Consider the following 22376-nt stretch of genomic DNA (forward strand, 5'->3'; position numbering starts at 1 on the left):
CTCGAGGTTGCTTCAGCCAGTAAATGGTTGCCTAAAAGCTGGCAACACATTGACAGGCTTCCAGCACTTGTCGCGGCTGACCGAGGCTCTTTCGCTTTTCTGGATGTCTAGCGCAAGCAGCCTAGCCGCTCGAGGTTGCTTCAGCCAGTAAATGGTTGCCTAAAAGCTGGCAACTCATTGACTGACTTCCAGCTCTTTCAGCTCGCTGACCGAGGCGCTTTCGCTTTTTTTAAGTCAGTTGATCAAGAATGTCTTCAATCGTCATATCACTTCTAAGTTGATATTCACCGACCTGGAGTGATTGAGTTAATTGATTAGCGTGAACATAATCGAGAAAAACAGCACGATCTTCAATGATTTGGCCACGAACGAGCTGATTAGCGACCTCGTTACTTGTCATTCCTGAGGAAATTATGAGGTTCATTGTATAAATAATTTGCTCATTCACTTCTGAATCAGACTCTGCTGAATCACTTTCTTTTTGAGAAGAGCGTTCTTGTTCTTGCACCCATTCTTCTTCTGAAAACACAATATACCCTACCTCTTCAAGCTCTTGCTTCATTTCGGCTGGAGTGAGATCTATATTACTTACTGGTTGAGAAACGACTTGCTCTGGCTCATGAGCGAAGTAATAAATACCACCTAATATTGCTGTAGCTAAGAATAAGCCACTAGAAAAGCTTTGTAAGCCTTTAGAGCTCATCAGCGCCCCTCCTCTTTTTCAGCTTGAAGATAAGGAAGCAGCAGTCCTTGGACTTCATCAATCGTTAGTTCAGTCGCTTCGGCAATTTCTTCAATGTCGTCCCCTTGTTCATAGCGCTCAACAATTTCTTTTAAAAGCTGTTGTTTAGAACTTGATTTCGATTGCTTTAAAAAGGCTGATGATTGATGATTAATAAGCAATTCTTCCTCCAACAAGCGAATTTTCTTTTTTAATTGATACATTTCTTGCATGTACCTAATCGAGATGTTTTCTAGTTGCTTTTCAATGTCGGCAGTCCGGTCTTTTCGAAAAAAGGAGAGTACGAAAAGGAGGATGGCAATAGAAAATAAGATTAAAATAGCGAGATCTAGCATGTTAAACCCTTCTTTCCATATTTAATTCCCACACATATTATACATGTGCACATACATAAACGAAATGAAATCTTTATACAAGCCTCAAAATCAGGCTCATATTATTCGACAATGCTGACAAATGTAAGTAAGGTAATCGACATTTGAAAATTTGCATACGAATCATCGAGTTATTTTCCTTTATATCGACTTGATTCGACGGTATTAGAGCGACAGTAATAGATGTCGAAAAAAGATGAACGATTTTTTTGATCGTCGGATGATATAGGCGGCAACCCCCTGACAAATTAAGACAAAAACGCCTTCTTGTTACTATTGAGAAGGGAATGTAAGATGAACCTAACAGAAAAAAGGTGGCATGATATCAGTGAGTTGGACATAAGATGATTGATTGTCCTTTTGGAGGTGAAAGGCTTGATTGAAGAAATTCTGGCTCTGCGTGAAAAGGGATACTCATTTCGCAAAATAGCTAAAGAACTAAAAACAACGGTCGGGAAAGTACAATACCGATACCAGAAATACCAAGAAGAAGTGAGCACTAAACAAGAAGCTATGCCTATACGTCTCATTCAAGAGGTACCATCAAGTTATGAAAGAGATGAGGTAACAGTGCTTCCGCAAAGCCCAACCGTTATTTATGCATATTGGGAATTAAGTGCGGCACTAAGGCAGATGGTTGAGCATCAGTGCAGAATCTCTTGGCATGAGCTACCTAAGCATTTAAGAGTTTATGATTGTACGATGCTACAATTCAACGGACATAATGCCCACCAATACGTAGATATTGGCATACCAGAAATGACGAATAACTGGATGATTAACGGGCTAGAACCGAATCGTACGTATATTGTTGATGTGGGAATTTGGACAAGGCAAGGTTCATTTCTAACATTGGTACGTTCTAATGCCATTGATACACCACGTTCGGATGATGCGGTAAAAGGCTTGCATGTTCATGCGGTTCATGAATGGAAAGAAGGAACGGCGAGTGAACCAGAATGGCTTGAGCATTTTAGTACGTATTCATATTATGAAACGATCAAATAGGAGGGATGAATGTTGAAGGAGGGTTATTATTCGCTAGTATTACATGCACATCTTCCTTATGTTCGTCACGAGGAAGAGGGAAGATTGGAAGAGCGTTGGCTTTTTGAAGCAATGACTGAATCTTATCTTCCGTTACTTTGGGAGTTAGAAGAGGCGGATGTTAGTGATGCTGTAACCATTTCATTTTCACCACCAGTCATGGAAATGTTAGCAGATCCAGTTATACAAAGAAGGTACCATACTCACTTACTCAAAACTGAGGAATTGCTAATAAAAGAAGAAGCACGTGCAAAAGGAGATCATAAAGAAGAAAAGCTGATCTCCTTTTATCGACAACGTTTTCAGAAGATTAAGAATTATTATTTGAAATGGGATAAAAATATTCTAAAGGGTTTTCGGGATCTGTATGAAAAAGGAATCATTCGTTGCATGACAAGTGCGGCTACTCATGCTTTTCTTCCTTTTGTAAAAACAAAAGCAGGTATACGCTCACAGGTTGTTGAGGCGATCCAATGTTTCGAACGGCACTTCGGTACTAAACCAAAAGGATTCTGGCTGCCGGAGTGTGCTTTTGCTCCAGGTATTGACCGAATTCTCGTTGAAGAAGGAATCGTTTATACCTTTGTTGATGAGCATGCTTTGCTTCATGCTGATCCAATACCGTCGAAAAAAAGCGGTGCACCGATTTATTCTCCACATGGACTGATTCTCTTTCCAAGACATACGGATCTTTCTAGTAAAGTTTGGAGTTCTACTCTAGGGTACCCAGGTGATGTTGATTACCGTGAGTTTTATCGTGATATTGCTTATGAGCGTGAAGAAAGCTACATCCTTCCATATATTCATCACGAAGGTATTCGAATCGATACGGGTATTAAGCATAAGCGAATTACGGGGCAAGTAGAAGAGAAGGATTGCTACGTTAGGGAGTGGGCAGAAGGAAAAGTCTTGGGACATGCTGATGATTATATTTATGCGATTGAGCAAGAAGTCATGCAGCATGGTAATCAATGTTATCCACCGTATCTTATGGTGACACCATTTGATGCAGAGCTCTTTGGTCACTGGTGGTTTGAAGGTCCTGAATGGATTGGACAGGTGCTAAAGAAAGGTCAAGGACGCATTTCCTTTATTACGCCAGAGAGTTATGTCGATCGTCATTATCAAGACTTTGACACAGCCCATGTCTCGTTTACGACGTGGGGGCGTGCTGGCTATGGCCATGTATGGGTGAATGAATCAAATCAATGGTTGTATCGTCACCATCACAGAATGGAGCTTGATCTCGCAGCAACAGTAGCTCTTTTTGCAAAGCCGACAGAACTTGAAAGAAGAGCTATAAAGCAAATGGTTCGGGAATGGATGCTCGCGATTAGTAGTGATTGGGCATTTATTATTGATGGTGGTAGTGCTGTTCAGTATGCAGAAGAACGATTTGCTACTCACCTTAGCCGATTCGATGATATTAAGGCAAAGCTTGAGAGAAAAACGATTCAAGAGGAATGGATAACGGAGTTAGAGCAAAGTTACCCGTTTTTAGAAGACATCAATGAGCAACTATTTTTCTCAGCTCATGATTCTTATGTTCAATCAAAAACGATTCCTTCTGTATCAAAAACGAAGAGATCGATTTTAATGTTAAGTTGGGAATTCCCCCCAATGATTGTGGGCGGGTTGGCTCGTCATGTCTTTGATTTATCAAGGGCACTTGTACAAGACGGGCATGAAGTCCATGTCATCACCTCCCATGTGGAAGGATATCCAAATTATGAAATCAATCAAGGCGTACATGTTCACCGCGTGCAAGGCTTGCAGCCAAGTGCTCCAAACTTTTTTGATTGGGTTGGAAGCTTGAATTTGGCTATGACAAAACATGGCGTGCAATTGACTCGTAAACAGTCATTTGATGTGATTCATGCACATGATTGGCTTGTGAGTGTTGCTGCGAAGGCTCTAAAGCATGCGCTTTCTGTGCCACTCATTGCGACGATTCATGCGACAGAGCATGGGCGAAATGAAGGCATTCATAATGATTTGCAGTATGAAATTAATCAAAAGGAATGGGAATTAACGTATGAAGCAGACAAGGTAATTGTCTGCAGCGATTATATGAAAAACGAAGTACAATCGATTTTTTCTTTGCCAGAGAACAAGCTAGCAGTGATTCCAAATGGTGTGGATTTAACCTTAATTCAACCAAAGGAAACCATTCCAACGCACCCAGAGAATGACGTCTTTACGGTCTTTTCCGTTGGTCGAATGGTAAAAGAAAAAGGGTATCAAACGTTGATCGATGCTTGTGCGATATTAAAGGAGCGTGATGCCAAAGTTCGATTTGTGATTGCAGGGAAAGGCCCAATGCTAGATTCATACCGAAGGCAAGTTGAAGAAAGACAGTTACAAGCTTATGTGACATTTCTAGGGTTTATTAGTGATAAGGATCGTAATGATTGGTTTAGTCGTTGTGATGCAACCATATTCCCAAGTTATTATGAGCCTTTCGGGATTGTCGCTTTAGAAGGAATGGCTGCTGGAAAAGTAACGATCGTATCGGATACTGGTGGTTTAGCTGGGATTATTCAACATGAGGAAAATGGACTAAAAATCATTCCTGGTGATGAATGGAGTCTTTTCACACAGGTCATGTATGCCTGCACTCATCCAATCGAAAGAGAAAGACTTGCTTCGAAAGGTCTTGAGGATGTGAAATCGAAATTTGATTGGAGCACGATTGCTAAACAAACAGAAGTAGAAATAGATAAATGTTATCAAAATGAGCTGCAATTAACCATTTAACGAGGAGGCCGATTTGATGAAAGGTGTCATTATGGCAGGAGGAAAAGGAACAAGATTACGCCCATTAACATGCAACGTACCAAAGCCGATGGTCCCATTAATTGAAAAGCCCGTTATGCAGTATAGTATAGAGCTGTTAAAGAAGCATGGCATTACAGATATCGCTGTGACAGTTCAATATTTGCCTGATACTATTAGAGATTATTTTGGTGATGGATCGAGTTTTGGTGTGAATTTGACTTATTTCGAGGAAACAACGCCACTCGGAACGGCTGGAAGTGTTAAGCAAGCAGAAGCATTTTTAGACGAACCCTTCATTGTTGTCAGTGGTGATGCGTTAACAGATTTCGACTTGCAAGCAGGAGTTGATTTCCATCAGCAAAAAGATGGACTTGTGACAATCTTCATGAAACAAGTCGACAACCCACTTGAATTTGGAGTTATCATGACAGACGACCAACAGGAAATTATCCGTTTCCTAGAAAAGCCAAACTGGAGTGAGGTTTTTAGCGACACTGTTAATACTGGAATCTATATTATGGAACCGAGTATTTTTAAATATATTAAAGAAAATACCGTTACGGACTTTAGTAAGGATGTATTTCCAACATTACTAGAGAAAAAAGCTGGACTGTATGGTTATGCTGCATCAGGATACTGGTCAGATATTGGCAACCTCAAACAATATCGTCAAGCTCATTTTGATTTATTAAATCGTGAATTAGAAGCAACAATTGAAGGAATCGAAGTAGAGCCAGGGGTATGGCTTGGTGATAACGTTATTATCGAAGAAGGGGCAAGAATAGAAGGACCACTTGCGATTGGCTCGAATTCAATTGTTCGTGCGGGTGCCTATGTTGGGCCACAAACCGTGATTGGTTCATCAACGACCATATCACACCGGGCTTCTCTTAAACGCTCCGTATTATGGAACGGCGCTTATATTGGGGATGATAGTGAATTGCGTGGGGCAACGCTGTGTCAAAATGTAACAGTCGGAGCAAAGGCTGAGCTCTACGAAGATGTCGTCATTGGTCATCATACAATTGTTGGTGAAGAAGCAACGATTCAACCGAATATTAAAGTGTGGCCACATAAAAACATTGAAGCTGATACAACGATTTATCAATCAATCGTTTGGAATGATTCGAGTCAAGCTCAGCCAGTATTAAAAGGACACCGTGCTACTGGCATTGCCAATGTAGAAATGAATCCAGAGCAAGCTGCTAAACTTGGTGCTGCTTATGGCAGTATCCTCGACCAAGGCTCGACAGTATATGTTGCCAGTGATCGCCATGCTTTCTCAAAATTAATGCGGATGTCACTTGTGCAGAGTCTGCAAGCAACAGGGGTCCATGTCGTTGAAATTGGTGAAACAATGCTGCCGATTTTGCGTTACAGTATTGAGTTGGAAGAGTGTCAAGGTGGGATTTATTTACGCTTGTCAGATCGGAATCAAGAAAAGCAAATGATTGTTGAATTTTTTGATGAAAAAGGTTTACCAATCACATCGGGTACCCAACGAGAGATTGAACAAACATTGTCATTTCAATCTTATCGTCGTGTAGCTTTTGATTATGTTGGCAACTATTCGCTTAGAACAGATTTGGAAGAAGAATATACTTCTTTGTTACTTGCTCAAGTAAACGTTGACTTAATAAAAGAAAGAAAGTGGAAGGTCGCTCTGCATGATGAGACAAAAGGACAGTTATCTTATCTTCCATTACTTTTGCAAAGTCTAGGGTGTGAAGTGAGACGTATTCCTCATCAAGTCGATATCGATAAGTTGAAATCATACTTGATCGAGGCTCAAATGGATCTCGGTATCATGATTGGTGATAGTGGCGAATTTGTAAGCTGGATGACGGAAAAAGGGCATCTTGTAACAGAGGAAGAACAACTTTTATCTACTATTCAAATGCAACTTGATAAAAAATTGCGCACAAAGCTAGCCATTCCACTTTATGGCGGAAATGCACTTGAAGAAGTAGCCGTTGGTTATGACGCGACCTTAGTGAGAACAAAGGCTTCAACAAGATCAATGATGGAGACAGAGGGTACGGTCCAAATGATGACATATGACGCCCCATTTGCGATCGTTCATATGTTGGATTATTTGACGACCCATGCTTATTCGCTCTCGGCTTTAATTGAGAAGCTACCTGATGAAGCCATTTATAAAGAAGAAGTTCAATGTAAAACAGAACTAAAGGGACTTGTCATGAGGAAATTAATGGAATTATTGAAAGGGAAACAAGTCGAGCTTAATGACGGAATGAAGGTACGACATCAAGAGGGAGGCTGGACATTCATTGTGCCCGATCAAGTACAACCGACATTCACCGTATATGCCCAAGCGCGAGATGGAAACGGTGCAAAACAGCTGGCAGGTGAATATATTGAACAAATTAACAGTATTAAGCGACACACATCTTAATTGCTTCATCAAAAGACAATCTCATTCGATAAATCGATTTGCAATATGGATGGATGGCCAGTTTTCTTGGCTGTGCAGTGAACAGTGGCGTGTCTCTCCCTTATATAGTACGAAGTCAAATGTTCCTATCTTAATTGCTTATCACAGCGAGTGGCAATTACACGTCACACTACTACAAGAGTATGACAATGAAGAACAGCAATCTACTTATACCTTTATTCTCAAAAATCAATCAGAGCAACAAAGGGAGCTACGTTTTATCGTACATCAACAGCTGCTGTGCAAAACTGAGCCAACTGTTCACTTTGTTACTCCTGCTAATCAAGCTATTCTACACTATCATCACGGAGGGTTGTCGTTGCTGGCAGCTAAATTTCATCGTGAGGAAGAGACTCAATTAGCTGTTGGAAAGAGAGAGGACATTTTTGATGAAGAAACAGGTACTTTGGCGCTCTCACCACTTTGTCAAAATGAGCAAGAGTGCATGATTTCAACAAAGCTAATCATCGAATCTCAAAAAGAATCCCATGGACAAATTTGGGAAATTTATGGACGGACAGAGGAATCTGTATTAGCCCTTCATAACAAACAATTGAAAGCAGATCAGCTAATGCAAAGGACAAACCAAATGCTGTAAAGAAAAAAGACTTGATCATGTGTTAAAGATTTGCTATCATATTCAAGTATGAAGTAAGCATAGTTTGGAGGGATAGCGAATGCGTGTACAAGTAACTCTTGCTTGCACTGAGACAGGCGATCGTAACTATATCACAACAAAAAATAAGCGCACAAATCCTGAGCGTATTGAATTTAAGAAATACAGCCCAAGATTGAAGCGTCATACGCTTCACCGCGAAACAAAGTAAGCAGCTGGATTTTTCCGCTGCTTCTTTTTTCTTTTTTTACTGGTATTTTTCAGGCTGAAGAGGGAGTGAGCGTTGTGAACTCAAAACGTTATATCCGAAATCAAGTAAAAGAAGCGTTGGACTCGCTGACAGATGAACAATACAGACAAGCTTCACAGCAAATTGCCGACCATCTAATAGCGTCCTCTGATTGGAAAGCATCGAATGTTGTTGCTTTAACGATTTCAAGAGGGCGAGAAGTGAATACGAATCAAATTATACAACTAGCTTGGGAGCAGGGGAAACGTGTTGCTGTTCCACGTGCTGATTTTATAGAGAAAACAATGACCTTTTATGAAATAAAGAATTTTGCTGAATTAGAAGAAGGAGATTACGGGCTAAGGGAGCCAGTACCAAATATTTGCCCTATTGTACCGTTTGATGAGCTAGACTTAATCATTGTTCCGGGGCTTGCTTTTGATAAAGATGGTGGACGCCTCGGATTTGGTGGCGGATTCTATGATCGATTTTTACCTAAAGTAAAGGTGAAAACCATTGCGCTAGCATTTTCTTGCCAGTTGGTTCCTTTAGTCCCTACTGAGGAGCATGATCAAAAAGTGGATGATATTATATGTCCAACAGGGTTTGTTCGATGATCATTTTCCTTTTAGTTGGCGTTCTAATATTCTCGGTCTATGCATTCGTTACAAAAAAGCTCACCTTATCTGGTGCGATAGCGGCCGCCGTTGTTGGCAGTTCCATTACGATTGGCTTTCAGCTATTTGGACTGCTACTACTCGCACTTTTCTTTTTTAGTTCTAATATCTTTAGTGCATTAAAAAGAAAGCAAATAAAAGAAATAGAAGAGATCACCGAGAAAGGCGACCGTCGGGATGCGATGCAAGTGATGGCTAATGGTGGAGTGGCTGCAATTCTCTCTGTCTTCTATTTGCTGTTTCCGTCTCCGTTAATTATATGTGGTTTTGTGGCGAGTTTAGCAGCTGCAAATGCCGATACATGGGCATCTGAGATCGGTGCTTTTAGTAAAAATCAACCCTTTCATTTGCTGAAATGGAGGCAAGTTCCACCAGGTACATCAGGAGCGATAACAGCACTAGGATCAGCAGCTGCTTTTGCAGGAAGTTTTATTATTGTCGTCTTCGCGATTTTCTTTTGGTGGGGAAGTCATTATAATAGTCACTTGCTTTTAATGGCGCTCATTGTCGCTGGCTTTATCGGCAATCTTTTTGATACATTGCTTGGTGCTCTTTGCCAAGTCGTCTATCGCTGTCCTGTTTGTGGTTTAGAAACAGAGCGGAAAATTCATTGTGACGAGCTAACTGAGCGGACGTATGGCGTGAAATGGATCAATAATGATATGGTTAATATAGGCTGTACAATAGTTGGAGCTATAGGTGGAATCGGAGCCGGTTGGCTGTTGTTATAAGGAGGATGATCATGGACGTACGTGCTACAGAACGCTATTCCAGACAAATGAGGTTCAAGCCTATTGGGGAGGCTGGTCAGCAAAATCTCGGTGAAAAAGTCGTCCTGATTGTGGGAGTTGGAGCACTCGGTACAGTGCTTGCTAATCATCTCGTACGAGCAGGTGTTGGTCATATTAGAATCGTTGATCGTGATTATGTTGAGATGAGCAATTTACAAAGACAAATGCTTTTTGATGAAAATGATGTTAAAGAGAGTTTACCGAAAGCGGTAGCAGCTGAGCGGAAGCTAAAAGCGATTAATTCGGATGTCATTGTTGAGGGCATTGTAGCAGATGTCACTGTCGATACGCTTCCAGAATTAATGACGGACGTTGATCTTGTGTTCGATGGAACAGATAACTTCCAGACGCGTTTTCTGCTAAATGATATGTGTTATAAAAAGGGAATTCCATTTGCTTATGGAGGGGCTGTGAGCGCTCGTGGGATGACGGCGCTCTTTATTCCGGGAAAGACACCTTGCTTGCGCTGTTTTATTCATCACGGCGAGGGTAGTGGTCAGACATGTGACACAGTTGGAGTCATTAGTCCGGTTGTTGACATTGTTGCTTCTTACCAAGTCGTTGAGGGATTGAAATATTTAGTCGGGTCTGAGCAAGCATTAAGAGGAACTCTACGTAGCTTTGATGTATGGGGCAACCATCAGTTTGATTTAAAGATGAAAAGCCCTAAAGCGAATTGTCCAACATGTCAACAAAAAGAGTATCCTGCCCTGCAAGAGGAAGGAAATCAGCTAACGACATTATGTGGTCGTGAAACGGTGCAAATTCAGCGGCGTGAACGAATCGATTTAAGTGTATGGGCGAATCGACTGGAAAGAGTTGCTGATGTAACAAAAACGCCATTTTTGTTACGCGTCCAATTGAAGGAAGGCGAGCGTCTTGTTTTGTTCCCAGACGGGCGAATTCTCATCCAAGGGACAGAAGATATGACAAGAGCTAGATCGATTTACAGTAAATATATTGGCGATTAATGCTAATTCCTAAGAGGGTTGCTCAAGTTTCGATTGAGTGACCCTTTTCTTATTGGATAAAATCAGTCATTGCCACACAAAGTAAGAGAAAGGAGGGATAGCTGTGATCACACGTCTCGTATCAATTGTATCCTTTGTCGTGTCTTTTTATTTCGCATACAAGTACCGTTATCGCTTAGCTAATGCTTTTTTAGGCAAGCGTTGGCTTCGTAAGCTCGCTGTCAGTCTGGCGATGCAAATACCGTTTATACGTGATAAAGTACTTGGCTCAGTCTTACAGAATAATCGACCACAACATATATAACGAGCTTATAAAAAGGTCTGTCAGGTCAAAAGAAAGCAACTGCTTGTCATCCAATGTGGATTAACTGTAGCTTGCTTTCTAAAAGAAGACAGGCCCTTTTCTATGTGAAGCGCATATTGCATGATGTAAAAAAGAATCTCATGAGAAAAGCGTCTTTCTTGTTCTAGTTTCCACAATCCTTGCTATAATGAGACAAATACTAGTTGAAGGGAGGGGACACTATACATGGATTCTTTACAGCATGATTATTACTTCTATAGAATCATTTATCACTACGTGGAAAATAAAGGATATCGAATACTTGATCAAAAAAGAAATGAAGTTTGGTTAGAAGATGATGAAGCGAAGCCTAGGCGAATTTTGCGCGTTGTGCGAGTAGACATTGATTGGGCAAATTGGTTAAGACGTGATGTGGAGAGTGCTGTTAAACAGTTTGAACTTGTGAGGCGACAGCTGCGCCTAAGTCAAATTGTTGGTGAAAATATATATGTTAGCTTGTACCCACCTGTTGATTCATGGGAAGAAATACAGAAGCCGTATGATGACGCGAAAAATAAAAAGACTACTGTCTATCCATCACTTGTGGTTAGACATGGACAAATAGAAGAAAGGCACTCTCGACCATTATTATTACCAGTTGTACAAGATAAGGAGTCTGTTGAAGAGCTAGAATTAGCCATTGCTCAACTAAAACAAGCTATTTTGAAAATCACCAAACAAAAAGAAAAACAAGAACGTTCCTTATTCTTATATGGGAAACCGATTTTAACCTATGTGTTTTTGTTAATGATTGCAGCGATGTTTCTTGTGCTTGAAAATAACGGAGGAAGTACTTCCATCTTGACCCTTATAGAATACGGAGCAAAATATAATCCACTCATTATTGAAGGGGAGTGGTGGCGCTTTGTTTCCGCGATGTTTTTACATATTGGCTTTCTCCATTTGATAATGAATTCTCTGGCGTTATTTTATCTAGGCAGTGCTGTTGAACGAATGTATGGCACAGGTCGATTCTTGTTCATTTATTTTATCGCTGGTATCTTCGGCTCTGTTGCAAGCTTTGCTTTTAATGAACAAGTAGCTGCTGGTGCATCTGGGGCTATTTTTGGATGCTTTGGAGCCTTGCTCTATTTTGGTACCATTCATAAAAAGCTATTCTTTAGAACGATGGGGAAAAGTGTACTGATGATTTTGGCACTTAATCTGCTTTTTGGGTTGGTCGTACCAATGGTTGATAACGGGGCTCACATTGGTGGTTTAGTTGGTGGTTTCTTTGCTGCTGCTGTTGTGCAGTTACCGAGCCAAAAAAAATCTTACAAGCAGTTTACAACTTTTTTAGTGACGATCTTAACGATTGCTATTCTCGTATGGTACGGAATCAACAATGATCAGAAAACCCCTTCAGCGCTTCTTTCCTTGCAAATTGGGCAGGAGTATTTACAGCAGGAGGAAGTAGAGAAGGCTTATCCATTTTTGCAACGAGCTGTAGAGGACGGGGCGGACATGCCTGAAGCAACTTTCTTACTTGCATATGCTGAAGCGACGTTTGCGAACTATGAGACGGCAAAGGAACTGCTACTAGAAACGATTGACAGACGAGAGGATTTTCATGAAGCCCATTATAATTTAGCGCTTGTCTACCTTGAATTAGACCAACCTGAGGAAGCTCTTGCTTCGGTTGAACGTGCCATTATGCTTCAACAAGATGAAGAATTGTATCTTGATTTAAAAGAGAGAATAAGCGCTAATTAAGGGTTAAGTGTCTGCATGAGTTGAACTGGTTGCCCATCAGCTGTTCGAAAAAGAATAAAAAAATGATCAGCTGATTTAGGCACGAGGATCAAGGGAACCGTACTACCAATAGGAGTAATTATTGTACCATCTAGCTTTTGAATACCTAAGACATAGTTTTTGTATATCCCTTCCCAAAGGCCGCCGAGAAATCTGGCGGTCTGTTCTTCATTTAGATGTGGAAGTGGCTGTTTTTGATAAAGTGTTAAGTCAGTAAGTGGGACAAGGCTATAGTGTTCCTTTGAGAGATGATAATACGCTAATAGATCCTCCCAGTCATATTGTTGCTGTTGATTAAGGATCAAATCTAAAATGCGTTTACTTTCTTTTTCTTCTTCTGTTTTGGGTTTGTGAAAAGCGTGCAATGGTTTGAGAGGAGAATCAATGACATATAACGCATCAGAGCTTAGAGCTTGTGCACTTTTTATCTCATCATTTTCGTAATGAATTTCAGCATGATGAAATGAAACCACTTTATAATGACCACTATCATCTGATTTGACATCTTTCTCGAGCCAAATCGTGTCGGTATTTTCACGCCAAACAGATTGAATATCTTTTAAATAACCATCCTTATATAATAGCGAGATATCTTGTCTAAGGTAGGCTGGTTGGTTTAAAACAGATGTAACAGTCCAGTCTAAAATATATTGATCCTCCTCATTTTCTATTTTTTGAAATTCGATTTGAGAAGTTGCTTCTAAAAATGAGGCAGTTGGGTCAATAGGAAAGAAGATTAAAGCGTCACGTAAAGGTTCTGGTTTGATCTGTATCACAAGAAAAAGCCCAACACAAAAGGATGTGATAAGCATCGCGAATGCAAGTTTCCATGTTTTCATGACAATCCCTCCGGTGGACAAACATTTGCCTCATGTATATGCATTATTTCGCTATCATATGATTGTCTTTATGCATGGAATCAGTAGCTGCTGCAAATAATGAGGGAGAATGGAGGCGAAGGCATGAGTAAAGAAGCGGTAATCCATCCAGTTTCCAAGGATTATACTGAAAATATAGAGTTCTTAAAGAAAGAGTTAGCCGTTGATGCGAGCTTTGATCTTATTTATTTGGAGCTTGAACACGGTGAAAGAGATATGGCATTGTTTATGGTGGATGGCTTTGCGAAGGATGTAGCCCTGACTCAAATTCAACGTGAGTTAAGTAGACTGACTGCATCTGAGCTAGAAGAACGTCCGTTAGATAAGTTAATGAAGAATCAAATTCCCTATGTCGAACTTTCGACGAGTACTGATTTAGATGAGGTCATTGATCAAGTGCTCTCTGGTCCTGCTGCACTAGTGGTCGAGGGATTAGAGCAAATCATTCTTCTTGATACACGTGAATACCCCGTTCGCGGACCAGAGGAGCCAGATACGGAGCAAGTCATACGCGGCTCTAAGGATGGTTTTGTTGAGACTTTAGTAATGAATACAGCCTTAATTAGGCGACGTGTTCGCGATCGAACGATGAGAGTCGAATATGTTAGTGTGGGGAGACGTTCGAAATCTGATCTAGCTCTTTCGTATATTGCTGATATTGCTGATCAAGAATATGTTAAAAAGATTAAAAAAGCGCTTGAGAAGATTGACACAGATGGATTGCCGATGGCTGATAAGACGGTTGAAGAGTACGTCTTTGGCCATCACTATAATCCTTATCCAATGGTGCGTTATACGGAACGACCTGATGTTGCTGCAACTCATTTATTTGAAGGCCATATTTTGATACTCGTTGATGGATCACCGAGTGTGATGATTGCGCCGACCACGTTTTGGCATCACCTACAGCACGCTGAAGAATACAGGCAAAAACCAGTCGTCGGAGCTAGCCTTCGTCTTGTACGGTTTGTTGCTGTTTGGGTTTCTCTTTTTTTATTGCCACTTTGGTATTTTCTCGCATCAAATGAACAGTTTGTTCCTGAGGTGCTTTCATTCATTGGGGCTGAGAAAGAAGGGAGTATACCGCTTTTTGTCCAGTTCCTAGCTGCTGAGATTGGAATTGAAATGCTGAGAATGGCAGCGATTCATACACCAAATGCCCTTGCAACTGCTCTTGGTCTTGTATCCGCCTTATTAATTGGTGAAGTGGCAATCAATGTTGGTCTCTTTTCACCAGAGGTCGTTCTCTACTTAGCTGTTGCTGTTGTTGGGACGTTTGCAACGCCTAGCTATGAAATGAGTTTAGCTAATCGTTTGATTCGAGTTGCCCTTCTCATTTTGGTTGCGATCTTTGGCTTAGGTGGACTGGTCATCGGCACGACTGTATGGTTTTTAATGCTTGTTCATCTTCACGTTTTGAATACGCCATATATGTGGCCGTTTTTGCCATTTAATAGTCGCGCATTTAGAGATGTGATTCTACGTGCACCCATGCCACTGAAAAATCGTCGACCAGCCTTGATCCATCCAAATGATCCAGATCGTTAAAAAAACGTGTCAAAAGGAAGAGTTATTTTCCCGTTTGACACGTTTTCTTATTTTTCGTTTTCTTCCATGTCTAGCTGATATAGTTCATCCTCTATAAAAATATTGGTGGCGTCAATCGCCTGTGATTGATTTGCAACGATCAATCCAAAGGGTGTTGGTTTCGTTGGAGTGACGATGGTAAAACGAATACCCTGTTTATTTGCCTCCTGAATATAGTTAGAGTAATTCTGATAACTAAGGTCACCATTTATATATAGGTGGGCGTTTTCTTTCGTTTTCATAAGGGAGAGTACTTCGGGATACATTCCTTTTTGAATAACTTGTTTTTTGGTAAGGGCAAGGTGAATTCTTTCTAATATCGTTGATAAAAAAAGACTTCTCTCCTCTGGTTTGATCTCTGGGGCACCGTAAAGGGCCGCATCAATAATCTCTTTCATTTTTTGTGCCATTATATATCCTCATTTCTTTCTAGGGTCTTGTTTCATTATTTTCATTTCTTGTCCTTCTTATTTATTTAGATCATACATATCATAGCATATGGAATCACATACACCTTCATAGAAGAGAGGAAGGGGTTTTTTTCATGTTCATGTTATTGATTATTTTTTTATTTGTGTTTGCAGTTGGCGTGACGATAGGAGGCTTACTTGCAGCGCCGAGAGAGCCTGTGCGACCCATTCATTTTCTTTTATTTGCTTTATTTTTTTTGATCATGTGCTACATTGGCATGATTGTCGGAATGTTTTTGTCAGGTTGGATCAGTCTCATCATCCTTGAATTTGTTTTAGCAATTTTAGCTCTTCTTTTTATGATTGCAACGGTCACTCGTTTTCATCCGACTCTTGGCTTTTTTCATCCTGAAGATCGGATATTAGTTACGATGCTTTCTATCTTATTTTTCTTAATGGGCTTAGAGTGGGGATTGCTTGGTTTTAGAACGTTTTTTACGATTACAGCAACTTTCGTGTTTATCGTTGCTCTTTTAGTTGGATTGTTTATTCAGCAACAAATATGTCAAATTCTTTGGAGACATTCGTATATTGCCTTCACACCACTCATTTGGCTTCTTTTCGTAACGGTACTTAAGCTGTTATAATGGGGGTGAGGTGAGCAAGGTGAAGACAATGTATGACGTTATGCAGCTGCTTAAAAAGCATGGGACGATTATCTATACTGGTGATCGAGCGTTAGATCTCTCCCTCATGGAGGATGAGCTGCGTGAGCTCTACGAATGGAAAATGATTGAAAAGAATGAATTTCAACAAGGACTGCTCATCTTACGTAATGAGATCAGATTAGTGAAGGAATAGAGGGTGCAAAATCATGTCAGAGAAGTGGTTTGTTGGTGTTGATATAGGTGGTACAACAATTAAAATGGCTTTTGTTAATTCATATGGTGAAATTGTAACGAAATGGGAAATTCCGACGAATACAAGTGATGCTGGAAAGCATATTACAACGGATATTGCCCGTGCGATAGATGAAAAATGCGAAGAATTAGGGCAGGGAAAATCCAAGCTCGCGGCCATTGGAATGGGAGCTCCAGGTTTTATCGAAATGAAAACAGGCTTTATTTACCATGCTGTGAATATTGGCTGGAGAGATTTTCCGTTAAAAGATCGTCTTGAAATGGAGTCGGGTCTACCTGTTACAGTCGACAATGATGCTAATATCGCTGCACTTGGCGAAATGTGGCGCGGAGCAGGGGACGGGGCTAAGAACCTTCTTTGTGTCACACTTGGAACAGGGGTCGGTGGTGGCATCGTCGCAAACGGTCAAATTCTCCATGGTGTAAATGGAATGGCTGGAGAGATTGGACACATTACCTCCATTGCGGAAGGCGGTGCTCCTTGTAATTGTGGAAAAACAGGCTGTCTTGAGACGATTGCCTCAGCGACTGGAATTGCTCGAATTGCAACAGAAGGGTTGGAGAAGACTCCGACAAGCAAGCTACAAGCAATTTTTGATGAAGCTGGTGCGATAACGTCTAAGGATGTTTTTGATGCAGCAGCAACTGGTGATTCATTAGCGAATGAAGTATTAGACGAAGTATGTTTTCATTTAGGGCTTGCACTAGCCAACCTTGCCAATGCGCTTAATCCAGAAAAAATTGTGATCGGTGGTGGAGTATCAAAAGCTGGTGATGCTCTATTAAATAAATTAGAGAAGCAATTTAAACGCTTTGCGCTTGAGCGTGTTGCTGAAGGTGCGGATTTCCGTATCGCCACACTTGGTAATGATGCGGGTGTAATTGGTGGGGCTTGGCTGGCAAAGCAAGGATAATGCGACGCTTGTGCACATTTTTTAATTGATCTACATAAGATAGAAAGAGGACAATCATTTGTAATGAAATGATGGTAGCAAAAGGAGATAATAATGATGTCAACTTATCGGATCGAACGTGATTTAATTGGGGAGAAACAAGTGCCTAAGGATGCTTATTATGGGATTCAAACGATGCGTGCGCGTGAAAATTTTCCGATTACAGGTTATCCTCCGCATCCAGAACTCATTCGGGCATTTGGTTATGTGAAAAAAGCTGCAGCGATGGCTAATCGTGACGTCGGTGTCTTGCAAACAAATATAGCCGATGCGATTATGACAGCAGCGGATGAAATTATCGAAGGCAAGCTCCAAGATCAGTTTATCGTTGATGCTATTCAAGGCGGGGCGGGTACCTCTTTTAATATGAATGCAAATGAAGTCATCGCCAATCGAGCGATTGAAATACTTGGCGGTGAAAAAGGCGAATACTTGCGAGTAAGTCCGAATACTCATGTCAATATGGCGCAATCGACGAATGATGCGTTCCCAACAGCTATTCATATTGCCTCTCTCCGCTTAGCTGACGGGTTGACAACGGAATTGAAGGAACTGATAACGGCGTTAAAGGCAAAAGAAGAAGAATTTGATAATGTCTTAAAAATGGGTCGAACGCATTTACAAGATGCTGTGCCGATCCGAATGGGACAAGAGTTCGGTGCGTATCGTCGAGTATTATCTCGTGATCTTGGTCGGATTAGTCATTCTGTGGCTCATTTATATGAGGTAAATATGGGCGCGACAGCAGTCGGAACGGGCCTTAACGCAAAACCAGAGTACATTCAAAAAGTGGCTACTTATCTAGCAGATATTACTGGTTATCCTTTAAAAACAGCTGAGGATTTAGTCGATGCCACTCAAAATACAGATGCCTACACAGAAGTATCAAGTGCATTGAAGATTATGGCCATTAATTTATCAAAAATGGCCAATGATTTGCGATTAATGAGCTCAGGTCCGAGAACTGGCTTGAATGAAATTAACCTACCACCACGCCAGCCAGGTTCATCGATTATGCCTGGTAAAGTGAATCCAGTGATGTGTGAAGTCGTGAATCAAATTTCATTTCAAGTCATTGGAAATGATCATACGATTAGTTTAGCTTCAGAGGCTGGCCAGCTTGAGTTAAATGTAATGGAGCCAGTGCTAGTGTTTAACTTACTTCAGTCACTTTCCATTTTACAAAACGGTATAAAAGTGTTTAGGCAATTTGCGATTGAAGGACTAACAGCGAACATTGACCATTGTCGTGAAGTTGTTGAGCGAAGTGTTGGAATTATTACAGCGATTAATCCGCATGTCGGATATGAGGTGGCCACACGTATTGCAAAAGAAGCGATTCAAACAGGGCGTTCGGTTAGAGAGATTTGTTTAGAAAGAGGTATTTTGTCAGAAGAAGAACTTAATGAAATTCTTGATCCGAAAGAAATGACAAACCCTGGAATTGCTGGTGCCCGTTTTATTTACGGATGATGTTTTGCAGTGGAAGGCGAGGACATCAAATAGAGGTGTCCTCTTCTTCTTTCTTTTTAGCTTTACATCTGTTAAAAATATATATTTTTTGAAAAAACATCAAAATAACTGCAAAAAGATGAAACTTTTTTAGTGTGTCATCCGTCTAATAAAAGAGAGATTTTCAGGAAGTGTGATAAATAAAAAGGAGAGGGGGAAAGTTGGTGAAATGGGTATTTTCTGGTTTGGTTATAATATTTGTACTAACGGCCTGTACAAATGGATCTCATAAAAGTGAGCCTTTACCTAAACGGCTATCTGACTTGCTAGTAAAGCGCGATGTCCCTCTTTCATTTTTTACAGGCTCAAGCATTGTTCCAATAGCAGTATCCTCTTCCTTTACTGAAGTATCGGGTTGGTATGATGATGAAACGGTTCTTTATTTAGAGGATGAAAATGAACAGTCAAGTTTACTTAAGCATCATCTTTATACAGGGGATTCGTCTGTTTTTTTTGATACAGAAGGCTGGATTGTTGATGTGAATGCGAATGTTGATTATTCTTTATTTGCCATTGAATTCATTAATCAACAAGATGAAGCAAGCTTATTCATCGTTGATCAAGAAGGCGAAGTACAAATGAATATTGAAGGATTTGGTAACGATTATACCGTTTACTGGAATCCATTTAATCAAGAGCAAATGATGATGGTATCGTATTTACCTGATTGGGAATTTGATGTTCTATCTGTTGATGTATCTGAGGAGAAAATCTCACAAGTTGAGTTTGAGCAAGCTTATATTCAGTGGCTTTCTGAAACAGATATTGGCTATATAAAATGGAATGAACTTCAGCCAAGCTACGAGGCTCCTCTTTATCAAATGCATGTCGATACAGGGGACGAGAAGCTGTTAGAGGATCAGGTTATTGCATTTATGGGCTTTTCAGACCGCCGTTATTTGACTGTAACAGTAGACACTGTATATGATCTGCATTCAATTTATACGTTTTATGAAAATGGTGAGCCGAGTAGACAGGTTGAAATGCCGATTTTAAATACCTATTCGGAGCAATGGTGGATTCCTTTTTATACATACGATGAAGCTAGTAGCATCTTCTATTACTTGCGTCCGAAGTATAGTGGGGATTATTTTAGCTATAATGATGGGTATGAATTAATTGCTTATCATGTGCAAGCTGACTCAGAAGAGCAGTTAACAGAACTTGTGAGCAATGAACCGCTGATGGTTTCCCCTAATGGAGACTTTCTTTTAATCGGAAATTTGTTTGAAAATGTCTACGATATAAAAGAAAAAGTTCTCGTTTCCGTTTTAAAAGAATAAGATTTTTTTCGGATCAATTGTTGCAATCGGTGTAGCGACTAAGAATTCAGGAATAATCTAAGTTTTGTTTACAATTTAAGGCGAGTCTGTCATAATTAAATTAACCATTATTCAATTAAATGAGAAGTAAAAGACTAGGGGTGCCTGCCTTGAGTAGGCTGAGAAAAAGGTGGTTTCCTTTTACCCTTGTACCTGATCTGGTTCATACCAGCGTAGGGAAGTCGATGCAAAAGAGTGATATTGCAGCCGTATTCCATTCGTTGGGATATGGCTTTTTTTGTGTAAAAGTTAGTTGGTTAAGGACTAGTTGGGCAGAAACAGAATAAATCTTTTACAAGAGGTTCAAATTCTTGGTTTTCTAAAAATAAACCGTTCCTTTTTGCAAAAGAGGAGATAGATTCATTATTAAGGTGGGAACAGTGATGAGAGAATTTCAGTTATATGCGATTACAGGAGAAGAATTTCACCCAGGACGTGATTTAATCGAGGTCATGGAAGAAGCGATTCTTGGTGGTGTCGATATTATTCAATTACGTGATAAAACGAGTAGTAAACGTGAGGTTTTAGCGAAGGCGAAGGCATTACGTGAATTAACAAAAAAGCATGATGTTTTGTTTATCGTCAATGATCATATTGATGTGGCCCTTGCTGTTGATGCAGATGGTATTCATGTTGGCCAAGACGACCTTCCACTTGAGGATGCTCGTCGTATCATGGGACCTGATAAAATCATTGGGATCTCAACGCACAAAATTGAAGAGGCACGTGAAGCGGAAGCTGGTGGGGCAGATTATATTGGCGTTGGACCAATCTTCCCAACGAAAAGTAAGGTAGATGTTGTTGATCCTGTTACAACCGCCTATATTCAGCAAGTTGCTGCTGAAATTAACATCCCATTTGTCGCTATAGGTGGAATCAAGCTTCACAATGTTTTGCAAGTGCTTGATGCAGGTGCAAAAAGTGTTTGTATGATTAGTGAAATTGTTGGTGCCAATGATGTTAAAGGAGTATGTGAAGAGTTTAAACAAATTTTAACTGCAAAGGGGCATAAGTGAGATGAAACTACTGATTAACGGAGCAAAGCATCATCTAGATGTGGCTACACTTGCTGATGTTGTCGCTCATTTTGAATTAGAGCCTCACCTAGTTGTGACAGAAGTCGATGGTGAAATTATTGATAGAGCGGACTGGGAACAAACGACTTTAACAGTTGAAATGAAAATCGAGCTTGTCCAATTTGTCGGAGGGGGCTGATCAAATGAAGCAAAGCAAATTAACGATTGCTGGAAAAGAGCTATCGTCACGTTTCTTTTTAGGAACAGGACGCTATCCGAATCCAATTGTTCAAAATGAAGCCATTCGTGCATCGGAAACAGAGGTATTAACCTTTGCGATTCGCCGCGTGAACTTAGAAGCGCCAAATGAGGATGCGATTTTGCAGCATTTAGATGGGATGTCCTTTACGTATTTACCGAATACATCAGGAGCAAAAACAGCTGAAGAAGCCGTTCGGATTGCACGACTTGCCAAAGCATCAGGTTTAAGTGACTGGATTAAGATTGAAATTAGCGTAGATGAAAAGACGTTGCTTCCAGATCCAATTGAAACATTAAAAGCGACAGAAATTCTTGCGGCTGAAGGGTTTGTTGTTCTGCCATATACGTCTGATGATCCAGTTCTGTGTAAAAAGCTTGAAGCAGCAGGTGCGGCAGCTGTGATGCCTGGCGGTGCGCCAATTGGCACAGGTTTAGGTATTTTGAATCCGTACAATTTACAATTGATTGTGGAACAAGCGCAAGTGCCAATCATTGTTGATGCAGGACTTGGGTCAGCAATGGATGTCACACAAGCAATGGAGCTAGGTGCAGATGGGGTCTTAATGAACACGCCTGTTGCCAAGGCGAAGGATCCTGTTAAAATGGCTTTGGCGATGAAGCATGCGATTAGTGCTGGAAGATTATCGTATGAAGCTGGGCGCATTCCGAAAAAGAAATATGCTACGGCTAGTAGTGGACTCGCTTCATTTGTTTCAAACTAAGAAATAGGGAGAGGAACAAG

Annotated in this window: 23 protein-coding genes and 1 riboswitch; of the genes, 19 read left to right on the top strand and 4 right to left on the bottom strand. The window is 40.6% G+C overall.

The features are described from left to right. Positions 1–229 precede the first annotated feature (229 nt). Positions 230–703: an endolytic transglycosylase MltG gene (locus IQ10_RS05570; protein ID WP_144449505.1), complete on the bottom strand. Its 474-nt coding sequence runs from the start codon at positions 701–703 to the stop codon at positions 230–232. Further along, a complete protein-coding gene (locus IQ10_RS05575; RefSeq protein ID WP_144449506.1) occupies positions 703–1077 on the bottom strand; it encodes a hypothetical protein in 375 nt (124 codons plus the stop codon). Before IQ10_RS05575 ends, IQ10_RS05570 begins: the two co-directional genes overlap by 1 nt. 405 nt (positions 1078–1482) lie before the next feature. Here IQ10_RS05575 and IQ10_RS05580 point away from each other — a divergent pair, with 405 nt between their 5' ends. The 10 genes from IQ10_RS05580 (at position 1483) to IQ10_RS05625 (ending at position 12736) form a co-directional block, all read left to right on the top strand. Further along, entirely contained in the window at positions 1483–2124 is a 642-nt protein-coding gene (locus tag IQ10_RS05580) for a DUF4912 domain-containing protein (protein WP_242009783.1), read from the top strand. A gap of 9 nt (positions 2125–2133) precedes the next feature. Then, positions 2134–4920: a 1,4-alpha-glucan branching protein domain-containing protein gene (locus tag IQ10_RS05585; RefSeq protein WP_242009765.1), complete on the top strand. Its 2787-nt coding sequence runs from the start codon at positions 2134–2136 to the stop codon at positions 4918–4920. A gap of 16 nt (positions 4921–4936) precedes the next feature. After that, complete coding sequence (locus tag IQ10_RS05590) at positions 4937–7357, top strand: sugar phosphate nucleotidyltransferase (protein WP_144449508.1); 2421 nt, start codon at positions 4937–4939, stop codon at positions 7355–7357. Beyond that, on the top strand, positions 7320–7994 hold the full coding sequence (locus IQ10_RS05595; protein ID WP_144449509.1) for a hypothetical protein: 675 nt from the start codon (positions 7320–7322) through the stop codon (positions 7992–7994). The genes IQ10_RS05590 and IQ10_RS05595 overlap by 38 nt, the downstream gene beginning before the upstream one ends. Before the next feature lie 79 nt (positions 7995–8073). Further along, positions 8074–8223 (top strand): 50S ribosomal protein L33, encoded by a 150-nt coding sequence (rpmG, locus tag IQ10_RS05600; protein ID WP_034624960.1) that lies wholly within the window; start codon positions 8074–8076, stop codon positions 8221–8223. Between the two features lie 74 nt (positions 8224–8297). Then, positions 8298–8858, top strand: a complete 561-nt coding sequence (locus IQ10_RS05605; protein ID WP_158639991.1) for a 5-formyltetrahydrofolate cyclo-ligase — start codon at positions 8298–8300, stop codon at positions 8856–8858. Further along, positions 8855–9649 carry a DUF92 domain-containing protein gene (locus IQ10_RS05610; RefSeq protein ID WP_144449511.1) on the top strand — a complete coding sequence of 265 codons (795 nt, stop codon included), beginning with the start codon at positions 8855–8857 and terminating at the stop codon, positions 9647–9649. The genes IQ10_RS05605 and IQ10_RS05610 overlap by 4 nt, the downstream gene beginning before the upstream one ends. 11 nt (positions 9650–9660) lie before the next feature. Next, on the top strand, positions 9661–10680 hold the full coding sequence (locus IQ10_RS05615; protein ID WP_144449512.1) for a ThiF family adenylyltransferase: 1020 nt from the start codon (positions 9661–9663) through the stop codon (positions 10678–10680). A gap of 103 nt (positions 10681–10783) precedes the next feature. Continuing rightward, positions 10784–10984, top strand: coding sequence for a protein YqgO (gene yqgO, locus IQ10_RS05620; protein WP_144449513.1), 201 nt, complete (start codon positions 10784–10786; stop codon positions 10982–10984). Positions 10985–11209: 225 nt separating this feature from the next. Next, on the top strand, positions 11210–12736 hold the full coding sequence (locus IQ10_RS05625) for a rhomboid family intramembrane serine protease (protein WP_144449514.1): 1527 nt from the start codon (positions 11210–11212) through the stop codon (positions 12734–12736). Here the strand turns inward: IQ10_RS05625 and IQ10_RS05630 are convergent. Further along, positions 12733–13614 (bottom strand): hypothetical protein, encoded by an 882-nt coding sequence (locus tag IQ10_RS05630; protein WP_144449515.1) that lies wholly within the window; start codon positions 13612–13614, stop codon positions 12733–12735. The genes IQ10_RS05625 and IQ10_RS05630 overlap by 4 nt on opposite strands. Positions 13615–13737: 123 nt before the next feature. Between IQ10_RS05630 and IQ10_RS05635 the strand changes: the two genes are divergently transcribed. Further along, positions 13738–15201: a spore germination protein gene (locus IQ10_RS05635; RefSeq protein WP_144449516.1), complete on the top strand. Its 1464-nt coding sequence runs from the start codon at positions 13738–13740 to the stop codon at positions 15199–15201. A gap of 47 nt (positions 15202–15248) precedes the next feature. Here the strand turns inward: IQ10_RS05635 and IQ10_RS05640 are convergent, their stop codons facing one another. Continuing rightward, positions 15249–15650 (bottom strand): YueI family protein, encoded by a 402-nt coding sequence (locus IQ10_RS05640; RefSeq protein ID WP_144449517.1) that lies wholly within the window; start codon positions 15648–15650, stop codon positions 15249–15251. A gap of 134 nt (positions 15651–15784) precedes the next feature. Here IQ10_RS05640 and IQ10_RS05645 point away from each other — a divergent pair, with 134 nt between their 5' ends. From IQ10_RS05645 to IQ10_RS05680, 8 genes are all read left to right on the top strand, one after another. After that, positions 15785–16297, top strand: a complete 513-nt coding sequence (locus IQ10_RS05645) for a hypothetical protein (RefSeq protein ID WP_144449518.1) — start codon at positions 15785–15787, stop codon at positions 16295–16297. A 28-nt stretch (positions 16298–16325) separates the two neighbouring features. Next, positions 16326–16511: a YqgQ family protein gene (locus IQ10_RS05650; RefSeq protein ID WP_367613660.1), complete on the top strand. Its 186-nt coding sequence runs from the start codon at positions 16326–16328 to the stop codon at positions 16509–16511. 13 nt (positions 16512–16524) lie between these two features. Beyond that, positions 16525–17484 carry an ROK family glucokinase gene (locus IQ10_RS05655; RefSeq protein WP_144449520.1) on the top strand — a complete coding sequence of 320 codons (960 nt, stop codon included), beginning with the start codon at positions 16525–16527 and terminating at the stop codon, positions 17482–17484. A gap of 96 nt (positions 17485–17580) precedes the next feature. Continuing rightward, positions 17581–18996 (top strand): aspartate ammonia-lyase, encoded by a 1416-nt coding sequence (aspA, locus tag IQ10_RS05660; protein WP_144449521.1) that lies wholly within the window; start codon positions 17581–17583, stop codon positions 18994–18996. A 203-nt stretch (positions 18997–19199) separates the two neighbouring features. After that, entirely contained in the window at positions 19200–20318 is a 1119-nt protein-coding gene (locus IQ10_RS05665) for a YqgU-like beta propeller domain-containing protein (protein WP_144449522.1), read from the top strand. 126 nt (positions 20319–20444) lie between these two features. Continuing rightward, a riboswitch (TPP riboswitch) is annotated at positions 20445–20554 on the top strand. 186 nt (positions 20555–20740) lie between these two features. Beyond that, positions 20741–21373 carry a thiamine phosphate synthase gene (thiE, locus tag IQ10_RS05670; RefSeq protein WP_144449523.1) on the top strand — a complete coding sequence of 211 codons (633 nt, stop codon included), beginning with the start codon at positions 20741–20743 and terminating at the stop codon, positions 21371–21373. A 1-nt stretch (position 21374) separates the two neighbouring features. Next, entirely contained in the window at positions 21375–21572 is a 198-nt protein-coding gene (gene thiS / locus IQ10_RS05675; protein ID WP_144449524.1) for a sulfur carrier protein ThiS, read from the top strand. A gap of 4 nt (positions 21573–21576) precedes the next feature. Next, positions 21577–22356, top strand: a complete 780-nt coding sequence (locus IQ10_RS05680; RefSeq protein ID WP_144449525.1) for a thiazole synthase — start codon at positions 21577–21579, stop codon at positions 22354–22356. Positions 22357–22376: the final 20 nt, after the last annotated feature.

This window comes from Halalkalibacter nanhaiisediminis (genome assembly GCF_007830185.1).
Lineage (GTDB): Bacteria > Bacillota > Bacilli > Bacillales > Bacillaceae_D > Halalkalibacter > Halalkalibacter nanhaiisediminis.